12 protein-coding genes and 4 pseudogenes are annotated in these 17,678 nt (G+C 37.8%); 15 read left to right on the top strand and 1 reads right to left on the bottom strand.

Annotated features, from left to right (window positions below; all coding sequences use genetic code 11):
* The first annotated feature begins 34 nt into the window (after positions 1 to 34).
* The 6 genes and pseudogenes from ASG89_RS21510 to ASG89_RS21490 all read left to right on the top strand — a co-directional run bounded on the left by ASG89_RS21510 (position 35) and on the right by ASG89_RS21490 (position 6,245).
* Positions 35 to 1,750 carry an S-layer homology domain-containing protein gene (locus ASG89_RS21510; protein ID WP_162259722.1) on the top strand — a complete coding sequence of 572 codons (1,716 nt, stop codon included), beginning with the start codon at positions 35 to 37 and terminating at the stop codon, positions 1,748 to 1,750.
* Between the two features lie 606 nt (positions 1,751 to 2,356).
* A pseudogene (locus ASG89_RS21505) lies at positions 2,357 to 3,206 on the top strand (ABC transporter permease); the annotation flags it as partial.
* 1 nt (position 3,207) lies between these two features.
* A partial coding sequence (locus ASG89_RS21500) for an ABC transporter permease subunit (RefSeq protein WP_157276754.1) occupies positions 3,208 to 3,526 on the top strand: 319 nt, incomplete at its 5' end.
* 11 nt (positions 3,527 to 3,537) lie between these two features.
* Positions 3,538 to 4,337, top strand: a pseudogene (locus ASG89_RS38470) (carbohydrate ABC transporter permease); the annotation flags it as partial.
* 1 nt (position 4,338) lies between these two features.
* Positions 4,339 to 4,525 (top strand): annotated as a pseudogene (locus ASG89_RS36565) (ABC transporter permease); the annotation flags it as partial.
* A gap of 91 nt (positions 4,526 to 4,616) precedes the next feature.
* Positions 4,617 to 6,245, top strand: coding sequence for an extracellular solute-binding protein (locus ASG89_RS21490; RefSeq protein WP_057313125.1), 1,629 nt, complete (start codon positions 4,617 to 4,619; stop codon positions 6,243 to 6,245).
* 332 nt (positions 6,246 to 6,577) lie between these two features.
* Here ASG89_RS21490 and ASG89_RS21485 read toward each other — a convergent pair whose 3' ends face one another.
* A complete protein-coding gene (locus tag ASG89_RS21485; protein WP_057313124.1) occupies positions 6,578 to 6,916 on the bottom strand; it encodes a helix-turn-helix domain-containing protein in 339 nt (112 codons plus the stop codon).
* A 162-nt stretch (positions 6,917 to 7,078) separates the two neighbouring features.
* Between ASG89_RS21485 and ASG89_RS21480 the strand changes: the two genes are divergently transcribed.
* The 9 genes and pseudogenes from ASG89_RS21480 to ASG89_RS21440 all read left to right on the top strand — a co-directional run.
* Entirely contained in the window at positions 7,079 to 7,366 is a 288-nt protein-coding gene (locus ASG89_RS21480; protein ID WP_057313123.1) for a hypothetical protein, read from the top strand.
* A 2-nt stretch (positions 7,367 to 7,368) separates the two neighbouring features.
* Positions 7,369 to 8,394: a TnsD family Tn7-like transposition protein gene (locus tag ASG89_RS21475; RefSeq protein ID WP_057313122.1), complete on the top strand. Its 1,026-nt coding sequence runs from the start codon at positions 7,369 to 7,371 to the stop codon at positions 8,392 to 8,394.
* 81 nt (positions 8,395 to 8,475) lie between these two features.
* Complete coding sequence (locus ASG89_RS21470) at positions 8,476 to 8,844, top strand: hypothetical protein (protein ID WP_057313121.1); 369 nt, start codon at positions 8,476 to 8,478, stop codon at positions 8,842 to 8,844.
* An 89-nt stretch (positions 8,845 to 8,933) separates the two neighbouring features.
* Complete coding sequence (locus ASG89_RS21465) at positions 8,934 to 9,779, top strand: heteromeric transposase endonuclease subunit TnsA (RefSeq protein WP_057313120.1); 846 nt, start codon at positions 8,934 to 8,936, stop codon at positions 9,777 to 9,779.
* Positions 9,760 to 11,871, top strand: a complete 2,112-nt coding sequence (locus ASG89_RS21460) for a DDE-type integrase/transposase/recombinase (protein ID WP_057313119.1) — start codon at positions 9,760 to 9,762, stop codon at positions 11,869 to 11,871. Before ASG89_RS21465 ends, ASG89_RS21460 begins: the two co-directional genes overlap by 20 nt.
* Positions 11,820 to 13,448, top strand: a complete 1,629-nt coding sequence (locus tag ASG89_RS21455) for an ATP-binding protein (protein ID WP_057313118.1) — start codon at positions 11,820 to 11,822, stop codon at positions 13,446 to 13,448. The genes ASG89_RS21460 and ASG89_RS21455 overlap by 52 nt, the downstream gene beginning before the upstream one ends.
* A 550-nt stretch (positions 13,449 to 13,998) precedes the next feature.
* Positions 13,999 to 16,023 (top strand): TnsD family Tn7-like transposition protein, encoded by a 2,025-nt coding sequence (locus ASG89_RS21450; RefSeq protein WP_057313117.1) that lies wholly within the window; start codon positions 13,999 to 14,001, stop codon positions 16,021 to 16,023.
* 468 nt (positions 16,024 to 16,491) lie between these two features.
* Positions 16,492 to 16,980: a CBO0543 family protein gene (locus tag ASG89_RS21445; RefSeq protein WP_057313116.1), complete on the top strand. Its 489-nt coding sequence runs from the start codon at positions 16,492 to 16,494 to the stop codon at positions 16,978 to 16,980.
* A gap of 193 nt (positions 16,981 to 17,173) precedes the next feature.
* Positions 17,174 to 17,530: pseudogene (locus ASG89_RS21440) on the top strand (chromosome condensation regulator); the annotation flags it as partial.
* Positions 17,531 to 17,678 lie beyond the last annotated feature (148 nt).

Here is a 17,678-nt window from a genome sequence, read left to right as displayed (position 1 = left end):
TCTCCCATCCGAAGCTTATTTTGGGGGATCCAATATGAAACGTTATCTTCAAGTGATTTGTCTTGTATTTTTGTTGTTGGCATCCATGCTACCAGTCTCGTATGCAGAACAAGTATCCAATACATTTGAATTGCAATCATCCTCGGATAATGTCCAATCCGGAGAAAATATTATAATTACCGTTAGGGGTAAATCACTCGTAGATGTCTATGGTGCCGAGATGGAACTAGCTTATGATAGTACAAAGCTACAGTATACAGGTTATTCTAGCACTTTAAGTGGAGAGGCTTTTGTTAGAGAGCCTGAAACACTGGACAATAAGATTAGTCTTGTATTTACACTTACAGGGCGCAGAGCAGGTCTAAACGGAGATAAGGATATATTTACAATTACGTTCAAAGCCATTGGAAATGGCAATGCATCCGTAGGCTTGTTATCATTGTCCTTACTGAACAGTCAACCTCAACCGCAGACTTTAGTAGGAGTGGCTGGTGGAGAAGTTAAGATAACTGTAACACCTACGAGCTCGAGCCCGAGCCCGAGCCCGAGCCCAAGCCCAAGCCCGAGCCCGAGCCCGAATTCCAATTTGAATGTTATTACGCTTGAAGCGGAACCTACGGACAAGGGGATTGTTTCTGTCGGGGTTAAGGCTAATGAACTCTTTACAGCTTTCGAGCAGTCGAAGAAGGAGTCAGTACTCATTCAAGTCACTTCGAAGCCCGAAACCACCGAAGTGCAGGTTAGCCTACCGGCTGCCGAATGGCTCCAATCAGCCTCTCAATCAGGCCATGCAGACACGATAAAAATTCAAACAGACATGGCGACGATAACCTTGGGTACTAAGGTACTTAAAAATGCTCAGGTTTCCGAAAGTTCCAATCTCCTCTTCACTGTAGCTAGAGTAGACCCTGCAACGCTTCCATTAGAAGTGAGGCAAAAAACGGGCTCACAAACAGTCTATGATTTTAATTTGATGCTGGATGGAAAACGATTGACTCACCTAAATGGAGAGGTTCAGGTTGAAATTCCTTATATACTTAGTCCAAGTGAGAATCCGAATCAAGTCGTAATCTACTTCCTTGGAGACGATGGCAAATTAGAGGTTGTACGGAATGCCAAATATAATGCGTCAACAAACATGGTTACGTTTAAACCGAATCATTTTAGCAAATATGTGGCGTACCATTCCATGGTGTCTTTCAAAGATATGGACGGATATGGATGGGCTAGTGAAGGTGTCCTTGGCCTAGCTGCTCGTGAAATTATTGATGGCAGAAGCGAAGAATACTATGTACCGGAAGGTCAGGTGACAAGAGCGGAGTTTGTAAAACTCCTAGTCCAGCTTTTCGACCTAGAAGATATGACAGCTACTGCTGCTTTTTCGGATGTCGCATCGGATGCTTGGTATTACAGATCCATTGCCTCTGCCCAGAAAGCGGGTTTAGTACAAGGTAAGGATAATGGATCTTTTGGGGTAAACGACGCGATTAGTCGTGAAGATATGGCTGTGCTTATCTTCCGTATTTCCAACATGTCTGGAATAAGTGGCTTACCTTCAATTTCGAACAATACAATAACTAGATTTCATGATTTGGATAGTGTATCCGCCTATGCGCGAGATGCTGTATCCTTATTACAACAATCAGGTCTAATGAACGGAACGACCGAGGGTTATTTTACTCCCAAGAACGCGTCTACTAGAGCACAAGCTGCAACTGTCGTATATAGATTGTTTCAAAGCATTAACTGAATTTAGGAAATATGACTAGCAATTTGGATCTGTTGCTTATCGTTCAATAATTGTTAGCGACCTCAGTCTTAAGCTTCAATAGACTGAGGCTGTTTTTATTACTTTTGCAGCAATTTCGAAGAAGTTAAGTTTGATATTCGAGCCTTTCATGTGAAAACAATTATCAGCATTGTCGTTGATGTGTTAATGAAAGTTGCAATTTGCCGTATCAACACACGGGTCGGTAGGTTGCAAAGCAATCTGGAACTTTAATGCCTATTTCTGAAATTGGTTAATCGAGCAGATATCAGTTTATTGCGTCCAAACGTCTCAGATCGGATAGTGATAATACCATCTTTTGTATTAAAAAAGTTGCAAACAGGGTGAACCAAACATTAAAACCAATACTTATAACGCAACAAAGTTCCGAAAAATTAGAAAGCGAAAGCTGTTGTATCAAGGGTTTCGGAAATCTGTTTAATGATCGGAATTTAGTTTGTTGTGCAATTAAAAGCTTTCCCCGTATAGTGTGGTTAATCACCTGAACTGATAGGCTTAGGGACGGGGCCAAATTGGATAGGTCGCCTAAGTATAAGAAAAGAAAAGAAAAGAAAAGTAGGGATGCACATGGACCAAACTACTACACAGAGTAAGCTGCCATCGTTGCCGGTGGCCGTGAGGCATCGAAAGGCAATGTGGTTTCGGAAGGATTTTCAGTTGTATCTATTACTTGTCCTTCCCATTATTTATTTCATTGTTTTCAAATATGTGCCCATGTATGGCGCGGCGATAGCGTTCCAGGACTACAGTATTTTTCAAGGCGTAACCGGCAGCAAATGGATAGGGTTCGATAACTTCCGCGAGCTGTTCGCCATGAGCCAATTTTATACGGTTGTGAGGAATACACTCGTGCTGAATTTCTTGGATTTGGTATTTTCTTTTCGATAACTTCCGCGAGCTGTTCGCCATGAGCCAATTTTATACGGTTGTGAGGAATACACTCGTGCTGAATTTCTTGGATTTGGTATTTTCTTTTCCAGCTCCGATTATTCTCGCACTTTTGCTTCATGAGCTTAGGGTCATGTGGTATAAAAAATTGGCGCAGACAATTTTGTATCTGCCGCATTTTATCTCGTGGATCATTATTGGTGGTCTCGTCTATCAAATGTTTGCCACCAAAGGCGGACTTGTTAACAATATGCTCAACTTAGTGGGGATACCTGCAATCCCATTTTTAACGGAAAAAATGAATTGGGTACTTGTTTACCTTGGAACAGGCATTTGGCAAAGTGCTGGATGGGGAACGATTATTTATTTGGCGGCATTAACCGGCATTAATAAAGAGCTCTATGAAGCTGCAGATGTGGATGGGGCGGGTCGACTGAAGAAAATGTGGCATATTACCGTGCCAGGTATCCGACCCACCATTGTGGTGATGCTGATTATGCAGCTCGGGCATATTATGACGATTGGCTTCNAGATGTGGATGGGGCAGGTAGACTGAAGAAAATGTGGCATATTACCGTGCCAGGTATCCGACCCACCATTGTGGTGATGCTGATTATGCAGCTCGGGCATATTATGACGATTGGCTTCGAGCGTCCGTTCGTGATGAGCAATCCGCTGGTCATGGACTATGCGGAAGTGATCTCCACCTTCGTGTATAAGGCAGGTCTTCAATCGGCACAATTCTCGCTGGCGACGGCGATGGGCTTGTTCCAAGCTTTGGTCGGACTCATCTTTGTCGTGTTGGGGAATACGATCGCCAAGCGCTTCGGGGAACAAGGATTATGGTAGGGGGAAAGGGTATGACAACCAACGTACAACGAAAAACACCAGGCATTCGTATCACAGACGCCCTGATCATGCTATTTGTCGGACTCGTCTTGCTGATCTGTCTTCTGCCATTCTTACACATCATCTCGATTTCGTTAAGCTCTAAGCATGCGGTACTCTCAGGCGAAGTTACGATATTTCCACGGGGACTGGACTTTCACGCATATGAAATTGTCTTCCAGGATACGAGAATGCTGAAGTCGATGGGGCTGACAATCCTACTCACAGCGACGTATACGGCAGCTAGCATGCTCATGAGCATTTGCGCGGCGTATCCCTTAACGAAGGAACGATTGAAGGGAAGATCCGTGTTTATGCTGCTCATCATCTTTACGATGTTCTTTAGCGGCGGATTAATTCCCGAATATCTACTCGTGAAGCAGTTAGGTATGCTAGACAGTCTTACATCGTTAATTATACCAGGTATGATTAGTGCCTTTAATTTGATTATCTTGCGATCATTTTTTTCATCAGTACCTGCCAGCCTAGAGGAGTCAGCGTATCTGGATGGCAGCTCCCATATCGGCACCTTAATCCGTGTTGTTCTGCCGCTTTCATTGCCAGCAATAGCGACCCTTAGTCTGTTCTATGCCGTTTCTAGATGGAATGGGTTTATGGATGCACTATTCTACATTACACATGCAGACCTATACCCGATACAGCTGAAGCTGTACCAGGTCGTTATGAACAGTATGGTAACGGATTTAACCGCAATGGAAGGTGCGTCGCAAATTGAAGTTATGCCAGAAGGAATTAAAGCGGCAAGTATCATNTCAGGTCGTTATGAACAGTATGGTAACGGATTTAACCGCAATGGAAGGTGCGTCGCAAATTGAAGTTATGCCAGAAGGAATTAAAGCGGCAAGTATCATGTTCGCAACGACGCCGATCTTGATTGTATATCCATGGGTTCAGCGGTATTTCGTCTCAGGCATTATGATAGGGGCGGTAAAGGGTTAATTGATGCAATATTGCATACGGTTTGTATCTCGGATTCATCGAGGTGTAACATATAGGAAAATCACAACACATGTGAAGGGGAGTTTTGAAAATGAACGCAAAGCAACGGAAATGGTTTGGGATTTCAACTTCAGTAATCGTATTAGCAGGTTTGTTATCAGCTTGTTCCAGTGCACCGAAAGAAGCTTCTTCAAGCGCTGCAGCAGGAGCCACCTCTAGCGCAACTCCTGCTGTGAGTAAAGATCCCGTTACACTTAAGGTAGAAGTATTCGACAGGGGGAACGCGCCAGCAGGTGCAGGACCGGTTGACAACAACTTCTGGACACAATGGATTCAGAAAAATTTCGGCGACCCTAACAATATTAAACTACAGTTCATACCGGTCCCGCGGAACCAAGAGGTGGATAAACTCAACATCCTCATGGCTTCCGGTGATGCTCCAGATCTTGTGTTTACGTATGACACAACGACGATTAACAATTATGTGAAAAGCGGTGGCTTGACCGATCTCAGTTCGTTAATCGATGCGAATGGACCAAATCTGAAGAAGTTCCTTGGTACAGATGTTCTCTCCTACGGTATCTTTAGCGGCAAGCAGTATGCGATCCCTGCAAAGAGAACGCTACAATATACCCAGTCCTCCTACATTCGAAAGGATTGGTTAGATAAGCTTGGCATGCCGGTTCCGAAGACAACAGATGAATTTTACAAAACAATCAAAGCGTTTAAAGAGAAAGACCCTGGCCAAACAGGGGGCAAAGTAATCCCATACGATTTCAGTTCTCTCGACGGTACGGCGATTACGACGCCAGGCGTTTTAATCTCTTCGTTCGTTAAGAAATTGTCAGAAGAAGATAACTACGCCTTGTCGACGTCGAATTACATCCCAGAATTGCAGAAACCAGGTTACAAAGATGGCCTGCAGTTCCTGAATAAGATGAATAGTGAGGGCTTAATTAATCCAGACTTTGCCCTTGATAAAGATGGAAAAAGCTTCGAGAAAGATGTTGCGAATGGTCTTGTAGGTGCATTTACTGCACTTGCTGCTCATCCAAACTTAATGGGTACTGGCAATGTATTCGATACGCTCAAAAAGAATGTACCAGGTGCCGAGTATGTCGCGATGGATCCATTTACGAATGAGGAAGGCAAGTCAGTAAAAGGTATTTACGACCCGATTGGCGCGTATATTATGGTTCCAAAAACGAGCAAGCACGCAGCTGAAGCAGTTAAATATTTGGATTGGATGTCAAAATCGGACGTATTGTTTACGCTTACGAATGGTATCGAAGGACAGCATTATACGTTAGAGAATGGGTTTCCGAAAACAATCACAACGGATGAGGCAAAGAAAACCTTCTACAATAACAGCGATATTGCGATTGTAATTAATGGTAAAGATTTTGGCTCCCAAGAAAAGAATATTGAAGCAACTTCGCTTTCGTTCCCGAACTATAAAGAACTGGCGAAGCAAACAATTAACAATGCTCTTAAAGACGGCTATACGATTCCACGTTTCGATCGTCCAATCGATTCCGAAATTAAATACGGAAAAACGCTTAAAGATAAGGCTCTTGAGGCTGTCGTAAAAAGTATCATGGCTAAGCCTGATGATTTTAACAAAACATTCGATGCAGGCGTTCAAGAGTATCTGAAAATTGGGGGTCAGACTGTAATAGATGAACGCAGAGCTGCTTATAAGGATATGAAAAAGAAATAAATGGTTTGAGTAACCCCCATACTTTGTTTATGGGGGTTTTTGATATGTTAAAGAAAGATATGAGCAATAAGTGAAAGGACGTATTTCCAATTAATAATGTGGGAGGGACAACCAATGCGATATATGGAAAATTGAATATTTGCTAAAACAATAAAGACTAATTTACGTTGCTTCGTGTTCACAACCTCAAAGGGTTGCGGACAATAAGTAAAGTATAAATTCTTAAAGCCAAATAACTTTCGTGAATGATAGTGTACAATTATTAGAGAATTTATTGACCTAAAAAAGAGGTTATCCTACAAAAAAGTCGGATAACCTCTTTAATTTCATTCTTATTTACTTCTATAAAACTCAGATAAAATAAATTTTGCCCTCTTTATCTCCTCATTTGATTGACGCATGAGTAAATTAAGGACTTCTTGAAGATCCCTTTGTTTGCTTGTTTGACCTAAGTCAAGGCCAGCATATCTAAACAGTTCCTGAACATCAGTATTTAATGCTTCGGCCATTTTTTCGAGATTAAGTAAAGTGATGTTTTTTTCACCACGTTCAACAGCCCCTACGTAAGTAAAATGGAATCCAGACACCTCAGCTAATTGTTCCTGAGTTAAACCACGATCTTTACGAATATCTCTAACTCTAGCACCAACAATCTTTAAAATGTCGCCCATGTTAATTACACCTCATTAAAAGTGTAGACAATGGGTAGCAATTGAAACACAAACGTATAAATATTAAAAATAAAAATACTATTTATAAGTATAAAAACTATCGAATTTGATAATAACTATTAGTAGATTAATAGTAAAAAATTATTCAGAGAGGTGATTTTATTGAAAAAAATTTTTGCATTTGCCCTTGTTACACCAATGGGTATCTATTCCAATGATTTATTTTACACATGCTCAAAAGCGATTGAAGAACAGTGGTTTTATCGAGCAGCAATTTATGGAACATGGTTAGTCCCAGTTATATATTCAAAGGAGGAAATAGACAGCATCAAACTTGTGTATGAAGGAAAAATATTTATAGCAAATATCGTACCTGATGCTTTAAAGATATCGAGATTTAATATGCGATCTATTGAGAAAGGGAGAACTTCTTTAGGAGGTTCAAATTAATAATGAACTTTTTTCCAAACATTTATCCAGATGAAATACTTTATAGCATTTTAGCAAGATATCATCACTTAAGTGGTAATTTGAAAGTTGAAAAAACGATGTTCGATTTGTATGGTGTCAAATGCACCCAAATACTGGATTTCCCTAAGATCACGGATCGTTTAGTTAAAAACATTCCTGGTAAAAACAACTATAGCGAACAGAACTTTATTCGGAATCATTCATTACTTCCTTATTTTCTCCCCTTTTTAACCCCAAAAAGTAAGCAACAAGTGCTACAAATGATGGCATCAAATACCAGATATCATCTCATACATTCGCAAGTAGGATATATTGCAAAATCAAGTATAAGTAATCATTTGAAGTACTGTACATCCTGTTTAATTGAGGATTTGAATAAGAATGGTGAATCATACTGGCGAAGGACACATCAAGCCCCAGGAAATTTTTATTGTTTAGATCATCAAAGAATACTTTCTACTGGATGTGAAGCATGTGGATTCCATTTCACGACGAAATTAAGAAATAAGCTCTTTATTCTAAAACAATTTTGTCCTAATTGTGGGTCAGATTTAACCTTGCAAAATCAAAGTTGGAGTCCATTACTAAGTGAATATAAAACGGAACTAATTGAGATTAGTAATGAGATTAATTATTTATTTAATCAACAGGATATATGGTTAGATGAGTTATTTCCAAAATTACACAATCTATATGTTATGAAATTAATTGAGGCTAATTTCTATGAATTCAGCAACAAATTAAGGTTGCGCAAACTAATATATTTTTTTGAGAAATTTTATAGCAGATCGTTACTTAAGTTATTAGGATGTGATGCAGAAATAGGAGGTTGGTTGAGAGAATGCATTGATGGCGAATATGCAAGACACCCATTAAAACACATATTATTGATAAAGTTCTTGTTTGGTTCTTTAAACGGATTCAAATTACAACAAACTTCCCTAAATCCTAACACGATACAAAATGGCTCCAGACTTTCAAGCTCAGAAATTAAAATTGCAGCATAGAAAATTTAGAGTAATGAACATTAATAAAATTGAGATCGAATATATCGTAACAATCTACAATGTTGCAGGGAGGAGGCTTTAATGGAGGAATTGCTTAATGTCGTATCCGAAGGTATTAAAAAAATAAACACAAACATTGCTAGAAATAAAAAATACTTCGATTATCCGTTTACCAGTAATTGTGATCATTATTATAAACTTATGCTTCTACATAGTCAGTCTCAGTGTTGGGATCAGTTTTTACAACTACTTGTGAGTTTTAATGAAAAGCGAAATGTAGAGTTTCACAAAAGGAGTAATGATTTCGAACGCATGATGAAAAATGAAAAGGCAGGTATTCCCGGATTTGTAACACAAGCTACTTTAACTCAAATTATAGACTATATGCGAACACTTGAATGGAAAATAGATGAGTTAGTTGGAGTCAAAATTCAAAATAAGGAAGTTTAACGTTTTAAGTGGGAATGAAGAGAATAATTTTTTCTTGCTTGGGGAAAATATGCCAATTGTAATCTCAAAGCGAACGGAGCGTCATAAACATGGCTAAATTCAAGTATGCAATTGATGAGAATACCATTGCTAAGCGATTGAAAGAGGGAAGGGGAAGCGGAATAGGTACAAACTATAAACCATGGATTCTTGTACACGAGGTTCCTTCAATTGGCAAATCAAGTATTCGATACAGCTGGACAGTAGGGCGCGACCATCATTTCTTATCTTTACTAGAAGCAATGTATTTCTATTTGTTGGAATGGGATGACGATGTCCTCGATTTCAGAGAACAGTTTCCGCTGTTACCAAGAGAAGAAACACAATCAATAGCTGCGGAGCTTGGAGTTAAGCATCCGGCGGACCCGAAGACAAAGGTTGATATAGTTATGACGACCGATAATGTTATCACCCTGAAAACTCAATTTGGTCAAGTTATTAAAGCGCGATCCGTAAAATATGAAGATGCGCTTCAAAAGCGAAGGAATGCTGAGAAACAAATGATTGAGAAGATTTATTGGTCGAGAAGAAGAGTAGAGTGGAATGTTGTAACTGAAAACTCTATTCACATCCCCAAGGTTCAAAATGTACAAATGTTTCATAAATTAAGAAGCAAGTTCGGATTATTTCCGAATGTTGAGAAGTCACTTCTGAAGAATATGGAGGAGAAGTTAGTAAAGTTAATGCCAGGAAACAATAAAATCTTGGCTGATATTACGGATGCAATGGATAAACATTTCAATGTTCCAGCAAGTACAAGTATTACACTTTTGATGCATCTGATTGCAAATAAGCGATTGATGATAGATATGGATCAACTATTTAATCCATGTAAACAAGTCAACATTGCATTACCAGCAAAGAGAGGGATTTCTAATGCAAATTGTGACTATTAATCAAGTTGTTCAATGGGCACCATTTGAAGCGGATAATTCAGTTTTCGAGCGCATTCTATATTTAGATCATAAAACTGATCGCATGCATGTGATTGATTTAAATAAGGATGACTTTTCATTCGAACGCTCTATAGAGGATGTAACAACAGCACTAGCAAAAGGTAAAGCACGAATTGTCAAATATATCACAGAAGTAGAAAAGAAATCGTACGATCTCTTACCTGATGAAAGAAAAAAAGAGATAGAAGAATCCTGGAACTACATGAAGGAGTACCTTGAAAATGAACCTTATATCTTCATGAGCGAGTATCGCGGACCAATGGTAACGGAATGCATAGCTAAGTCTTCATATTCAATGCCTAAGGTGCATCGATTGCTTAAAAGGTATTGGAAATCAGGGAAGTTAACAATAGGACTACTTAATCGTTACGACAACTGTGGGGGACTTGGTAGTAATAAATTGGCTACTGAGAACACAAAAAAAAGAGGCCGAAAACGTAAAATTACAAAGACTGAGCCTGAAAAAGTTGGAGTTAATACAGATGCAACTATTCATAAATATATGATGATTGCATATAGACAATTTCATCTAAGAGAAAAGCTGTCTTTAAATAAAGCTTTTAAAAAAATGCTTAGAACTTATTTTATAAGTCATTATGAAGAGGAGAATGGTAAGACCAAACCGATTCTCTTACCTCGAGAAGAACGACCTTTGTTTAAAACGTTTTATTATCACGTTAATAAATTTAAAAATGCAAACTTTATTGGTAATTCACTAGCCCTGATTGGTGAGCGGAGGCACAATCTTGATAAGAGAGCTAAAATTGGGAATCAAACGAAACAAGCATTGATTCCAGGTTCCATATTTCATATTGACTCAACAATAGCAGATACTTATCTGGCAAGTAGCTATCGCTCTTACCTACCCATTGGAAGGCCTGTAATTTATTCTGTGATTGATTTGTTTAGTCACTACATTGCAGGAATTTATATAGGGTTTGAGAGATCCTATATCGGGGCTGCTATGGCTATCTATAATACAGGCTCATCAAAGGTAGATTTATGTGAGCGTAGTGGTATGACAATAAAACCAGATGAATGGACATTGGCTTGCTTGCCTCGTCAATTTACTGCAGATAGAGGGGAGTTGTTAAATACAAAAATTACTGGCCTTCGAAATATTCTGGGTGTTGATATTGAGTACATGGCTCCATATCGCGCAGATTGGAAAGCGCTAGTTGAAAGTTTCTTTAATGTATATAATGTCGAAGCTATTTCTAGATTGCCTGGAGAAGTTTCAATTGAAATGCGGCGTAGAGGGGATCCGGACCCTAGAACAAAGGCAGTGTTAACACTTAAAGAATTTTCGCAGATCATGTATGATTTAGCCATTTGGCATAACAACTTTCATTATATGGAGGGTTATTCTCTAGATGACGATATGATTGCTGATGGTGTGAAGCCTATTCCACGTGAGTTACTAGAGTGGGGGATGAAACGTAAAGGGCACTGTTTCAGAAGTTTCGATGAAGAAACATTAAAAATTAATCTTTTACCAACCGAGACTGGAAGAATTACGAATTTGGGCATTAAATTTAAGGGACTACATTTAAGCTGCGAACAGGCTATACGTGAAGGTTGGTTCGTAGACGGTAATCCACGTATGGGGAAAAAGTTGAATATCGCATATGATCCCAGAGTTAGAGATAAAGTCGTTTTAAAAGGAGATAATGGAGACGGTTACCTTGAGCTCAGAATGATCAATTCGGATCCTAGTGCTCTTGATAAGTCATGGGATGAATACGAGCATATTCTAGAAGTTCTTGGACTTGAAAGAGAACAATATAGGCCAATCGAAGAGCAAGCGGAAGCTGAAAAGGATTACCGCAGAGATAATATTGTTGAGATGGCAAAAGCACTAAAAATAGAAAGTGGGCTAAGCAATGCTAAGCTGATTGACGGTATCGCAGAACGAACAGCTTTAGAAAAGGAAAAAATGCGTTTAACCGAAGACTTTCATTTCTTAGAGGTGAAGATGTTGTGGCTTCTTATAGAAGAGCAGAGATTGCTAAATATCGTGACAACCCTTTAATCGAAGCCCTTCAACCAATACACGATATTCCTGTAGTAATTAAGAAATTGACCAAGAAAGTTTCTTTCCATGAGCGGGATAGATCGAGGAACCCAACACTCAGGCTTCATTGTATTTACGATCTCCCGCGGCTCGTACAACCCCTAGAAAACCATATACGAATAGAGCAGAGCTTGTCTATCTTGATACGTGATGGTTATGTTGACCGAAATCCTCTCACTGTGAATGGTGTTAGATTACGAAATGAGGCTGCTGATAATGTCGCCAAAGCGATGGCGGCATTTGAGCAATCAAAGAAAACGTCTCAAACCGTTACATTTGATAATAAATCCTATAAGACTTCAGGAGGAGGGTTATCAATAATCGGGGTCTCTGGGATGGGGAAGACAACAGCGATAAATAACATCCTAATGACAATGTACCCTGCTCAGGTTATTCGACATAGTCAATATAAAGGACGAAATGTCAACTCAACGCAGATTGTTTGGTTAAAACTGGAATGTCCGCCAAAAGGTTCGATTAAGGCACTATGCCTCAATTTCTTTCAAATTCTAAGAGATCTTGTAGGAGATAAACATTACGATAAATTTATTATTAAGGGTACTGTCGAACAGATGATCCCTGTCATGGCTCAAATGTGTGCGACTTATATGATTGGTGTTTTAATCATTGATGAGATTCAACATCTTAGTGGAAATACGGATGTAGAAGAGCATATGCTTAATTTTTTTGTAACATTAAAAAATATGTTGGGTATTCCAGTAGTGCTGATTGGAACAAATAAAGCATGGGATATGTTATCAAAAGAGTTTCGGCAGCTTCGTAGGGCTTGTGAGCATTTTGGAGTTGTATTTTGGGAGCGAATGGAATTCCGGCCTCTTGATGCACCTTCCGATTCCGCAACTAGTATGGAGTGGAGAATTTTTTTGAATGCATTATGGAAATATCAGTGGACGCGTAACCCAATTGAAATGGATGATTTGTTAAATCATGCTATGTTTGAATGCTCCCAGGGAGTTACGGATATCGCTATCAAATTATTTATGGTTGCTCAGTGGAGGGCTATCAATAATGGAATAGAGTATCTAACTCCTCAAATCATCCGAGAAGTAATTGATAATGAATTGTGTGCTCTAAAGCCAGTACTATTAGCGCTCAAACTCAATGATTATTCAAAGCTTGAGTCTTTAAAAGATATATATATAAGGGATTTGAAGATTGATAAGTTTTTTGATAAGGCTTTATCAGCTTTAGTTAAGAAACAGTTTGCGACTGCAAATGCTGAATCTGACAGCAAATCAAAGGATGAAGTAGATATTGCATATGAAGCAACCAAATGGTTAATGGAAGCTCAGGTACCTGCACATCAGGCAGATTTGATTGTAAAATCATTAATTGAGGGGAACAAAAGCATTCTGCTTCCTGAATTAAAAAACGCAGCATTCCAGGCTTTTACGAAAATAAAATCGCAAGTAGAACGTAAGCACAAGTCAGTTGAAAATAGAAGAAATAAACCTGATGTACAAAAGGTGCATGCCGAAATTAGTGAGAGTACTTTAAAAGTCGGTAGCATATAAAGTACACAAAAAAGGTGATTCCTGTACTTAACTGGAGTCACCTTTTTTGTAAGGAAATTAATAACTATACGAGTATTGGGGTTTGAAGTGTATAAGAAAAGATGGGTTAATCAATTTCCAATGCATTTCTTTTTTTAGCTTAAAAGGATTATCTTAAAAATGAGAAAAGAAAGCAATGAAAGCACGATTTTATTTGAAATCAATTGTAGTGAATAGGGGATTGTCTTGTGGCATCTATAATTACTTGGATTTTGATAAAGGAAAAAGTACCGGACTTTTTGATGTTAAGTAGCACTTTAAATATTACATTAATTCAGTTCACATTATTTAATGTCAGCAATTATTTTCAGAAGAACAGGATTACTGATTACCTCAGCAAATTAGATTGAAACTTTGACCCTTTGGTGACTGCTTAGAATTTCTAACTTTTCTAAAATATTTCAATGATTGTTGATATCATTTTTCAAGTTCTTTAACAAATATGAATAAAATGTTAATTTTCGGGAAATTTATGACTAGCAACAATTTTGAAATTAATGAGGGAACAACAATGTCAGAAACATTAAACTTTTTTATTACTTTATTTCCAGATGAGGATTTTAGAAGCGTTGTGTTTAGGTGGCATAGATTGTCAGGAAATAGGAAAATTGTTGACACCAATAATAAACTATTTGGGACAATGAATGGCTTGATTCCTTCAATTACAAAAAATATTGGTTCAGCAATTAGTGGAATTCTTGGTAAAACAAGTGTTAATTTCCAAGATTTTTTGAATAGTTATACTTTCTTTCCTATTTATCGTTTATTCTTTGATAGTCTTGGCTTGGAAAGACTAACAAATTATTTTAATAATGGTGATGGTGGAGTTGAGAAGAATACTGCTATCGATTTTCTATCATCGAATATTCATTATTGTTTTGAATGCTTACAAGAAGATTATAAAAATTTTGGTCAATGTTATGTCCATAGAATTCATCAATTTAAACAAATAAACATATGTAAAAAGCACCAAAAATTACTAAATGATCGTTGCCCTAGATGTTCAACTCTACTTGCTGCGGAAAATGCATGTATTCAACTTTATAAACCATCTTGCCTAAATTGTGACTTTCTATTAGAAGAAACTCAAACTCTAGAAATTAATGAACGAGTAAAAGTAATGCTTAACATTACCGAGGATCTTGAGTTTCTTTTGTCAACTAAAAGTTCTTTAAACTCTGATATTCTCAAGGAACTTTACCATTCATATTCACTAAAAAAGCGCTATTTAAGGTTTAGTGGTACATACCGTCATAAAGAATTCATTAACGATTTTAATAAAAGACCTGAAGCAATCTTGTTTGGACTAAATATCCATAATTCTAATAATACTAATTTGATTTCGGATGTTCTAAAAATAAAAAAAAGATATTCTAATCTTTATCTACATATAGTTATAATTCGGATGTTCTCAGGCAGCATTAGAGAGTTTCTTCAACAAGATCCACCACTGATTTCATGTAATGTTCCTTTTGGGTACGGTCCGTGGGAATGTAAAAATTCCTTTTGCAGTGAGCAAAATCAAAAAGTAATCAGAATGATCAAAAGAATATTTGAAAAAAAGACAGATCAACTGGTAGGTATATTTGAATGCCCAATGTGCAAGATGATATATAAACAATACGAGAATTTGGAAGGTCACACAAAATCAGATGATTTTAATGTAATCCATTTTGGAGATGTTTGGAAAGCTAAAATTATCGAAATGTTTCAGGAAGACAAAGGAATGGTGGAAGAGAAATACGGTGTAAACTACATTGCTTATAAATATTATAGAAAAACTATTGGGAAAGATGAACAATCTACTTATGAATTCGAATGGTTTGAAAATATGATTCAATTGTATTTTAATTTCAAAGACTACAATATAGTTGCAAAACAACTAGGAGTAACTACCCCGAAAATAAAACGATTTGTTGAGTATTATTTCGAGAATAATAGCGACATCGAAGCTTTTAAAAAATTAAAAATATGTGCTGAATATTTACAAACAAAAATCGATGAAATTAAAGAAAACATCTTATCCTTTTTGGAACAACATAGTAATATCGAGAAAGCTAAGCTTAATCGGACTAAAATAATTAATAACATTGGCTATTGGAATTACAAGTTATTAATAACACATGACCCTCATTGGGTTAATCAGATTATACCAGTAACAAGTCAGTTGGATTGGTCACAAAGAGATAATGAATTACATGATATAGTTGTCAAGAGAGCTGAATACTTATACGAATCAAATCCAAATGATAGGATAAAAAAAGAAACCCTTCTGAAAATACTTTCAAAAGTAAATCGAAGACATCTTGAAATGTATCCGGAAAGATTTCCAAAAACATTCATGGTGATTGAAGAAAATCTAGAAACAATAGAAGATTATCAACTCAGGAAGATTAAATTAGTAATTGCAGACTGGGAAAGCAAACCTAGAAATTTGACATTAGGAACAATGCTTAACATGCATGTTTTTCGCAAATGTAGCGATCGTGTAAGATATGAATTAGAAAAGTGTTTATTATTATCAAAATCTGAGTAAATAAAATTAAGGAGCTGCGAATTTAAGCGCGGCTCTTTAATTTTGTTTATTGAAGTTAATATTATTTACAAACTTTATTCTCCTGAATCATCTAGCTGTTTACAATTGTAATATCGCTAACGAACTTTATTATCCACATTTTCCGCATTTCAAAATGAAAAAGTCCTTTGACTAACGAACTTATTTTGAGTGCTAACAATCTTAAAAACCATATAAATACTGGACATTGACTAACGAACTTTATTTTCCGGGATCAACAACACAACCGTCGTCGTCAACCGTGGAACAACCACCCACTTTTTTCTAGTCTAGGGGTTCGTTAATTAATGAGGATATAACTAAGAAGTTGAGCTTGCTCAACGAACGAGCAGGATAATTCAATATTCTATTGGGGATTATATCCATAATCCCCATGTTTTTATTAGGTGGCAGTGATCCTTCAGGAAACTGCATAAGGAGGAATATTAAGTGTCCGAAGAGACAATAGACCGTCTGATTCTCATATCCATTAATCTCATTACTGCATTTCTGCTGATATTCACGGTTCCGAAGGATAAATTTCGTGAAGCATCAGTCGTTTTTTTCTTTAAGCAAACGATGACATGGAGCATGGGGTTGATTATTGTGGAGTTGGGATTAATTGAGTATCCGATTCGGGAATTTGTAAAAGCTAGTGGGACAAGCTTCTCATTTGAATATTTTATCTATCCTTCACTGTGCGTCATCTTTAATTTGCGTTATCCGGTGGGGAAGCTTTGGAAGAAAGTCGGATGGGTCCTTGGATTTCCAACAATTATGACGTTATTGGAGGTTATCTTTGAGCGTAAAACGGAATTAATAAACTATATTCATTGGAACTGGTATATGACTTGGATTTCGTTATGCTTGACTTTCCTGATTTCGAGAACATATTTTCTTTGGATATACAGAAAAAGAGGAAAAGGATACAGTTGGTAAACACCAAGTAGGTTAAGAACGACAGTTCGTGGTAATATTTCTTGATGGAACGTACAACTCTCGTAGTGTAGTTAACCAAGATGAAACGTATATATAAATATACGTTTTGTTTTCAAGGGGGTAAAACATGGATTACATTTCACCGAAAGAAGCGATGTTAAAGGTGAAACGGTGGCCTAAAGATACCATAGCGGCGGGTCGTCGTCATACCGTAGGGCTTTAATCGGACGGCACGGTGACGGCTGTGGGTTTGAATAAACATGACCAATGCGATGTAGGTGGTTGGCGAGGTATTGTGGCGATAGCGGTGGGTAGTAATCATACCATTGGCCTTAAATCGGACGGTACTGTGGCGGCAGTGGGTTGGAATGAGTATGGCCAATGTAATGTAAGTGATTGGCACGATATTGTGGCGATTGCGGCGGGTTGTGCCGATACCGTAGGGCTTTAATCGGACGGCACGGTGGTTGCTGTTGGTGATAATGAGTACGGCCAATGCGATGTAAGCGACTGGCGCGGCATCCACTGCCCGGAAAAGATGAGAGCTTAGTAAACAACACCACGAAGCTGCCGCAGACCGATCGGTGACTTCGTGGTGTTAACGAGGAACGTTTGTTGAATAAGTTACCATGAAGACCTCATGAAGTAAGGGGAAGATGGACAGTTTTCTTAAGTTTTGTTAAACAGATGGTATTACG

The organism is Paenibacillus sp. Soil766 (assembly GCF_001428105.1).
Taxonomy (GTDB): Bacteria; Bacillota; Bacilli; order Paenibacillales; family NBRC-103111; genus Paenibacillus_E.
The sequence above is the reverse complement of the archived record's forward strand: the minus strand, read 5'-3'. Positions and strand labels throughout refer to the sequence as shown.

Coding starts and splice junctions, on each gene's coding strand:
- ASG89_RS21510 (WP_162259722.1), top strand. CDS start 35: ATGAAACGTTATCTTCAAGTGATTTGTCTTGTATTTTTGTTGTTGGCA.
- ASG89_RS21490 (WP_057313125.1), top strand. CDS start 4,617: ATGAACGCAAAGCAACGGAAATGGTTTGGGATTTCAACTTCAGTAATC.
- ASG89_RS21485 (WP_057313124.1), bottom strand. CDS start 6,916: ATGGGCGACATTTTAAAGATTGTTGGTGCTAGAGTTAGAGATATTCGT.
- ASG89_RS21475 (WP_057313122.1), top strand. CDS start 7,369: ATGAACTTTTTTCCAAACATTTATCCAGATGAAATACTTTATAGCATT.
- ASG89_RS21470 (WP_057313121.1), top strand. CDS start 8,476: ATGGAGGAATTGCTTAATGTCGTATCCGAAGGTATTAAAAAAATAAAC.
- ASG89_RS21465 (WP_057313120.1), top strand. CDS start 8,934: ATGGCTAAATTCAAGTATGCAATTGATGAGAATACCATTGCTAAGCGA.
- ASG89_RS21460 (WP_057313119.1), top strand. CDS start 9,760: ATGCAAATTGTGACTATTAATCAAGTTGTTCAATGGGCACCATTTGAA.
- ASG89_RS21450 (WP_057313117.1), top strand. CDS start 13,999: ATGTCAGAAACATTAAACTTTTTTATTACTTTATTTCCAGATGAGGAT.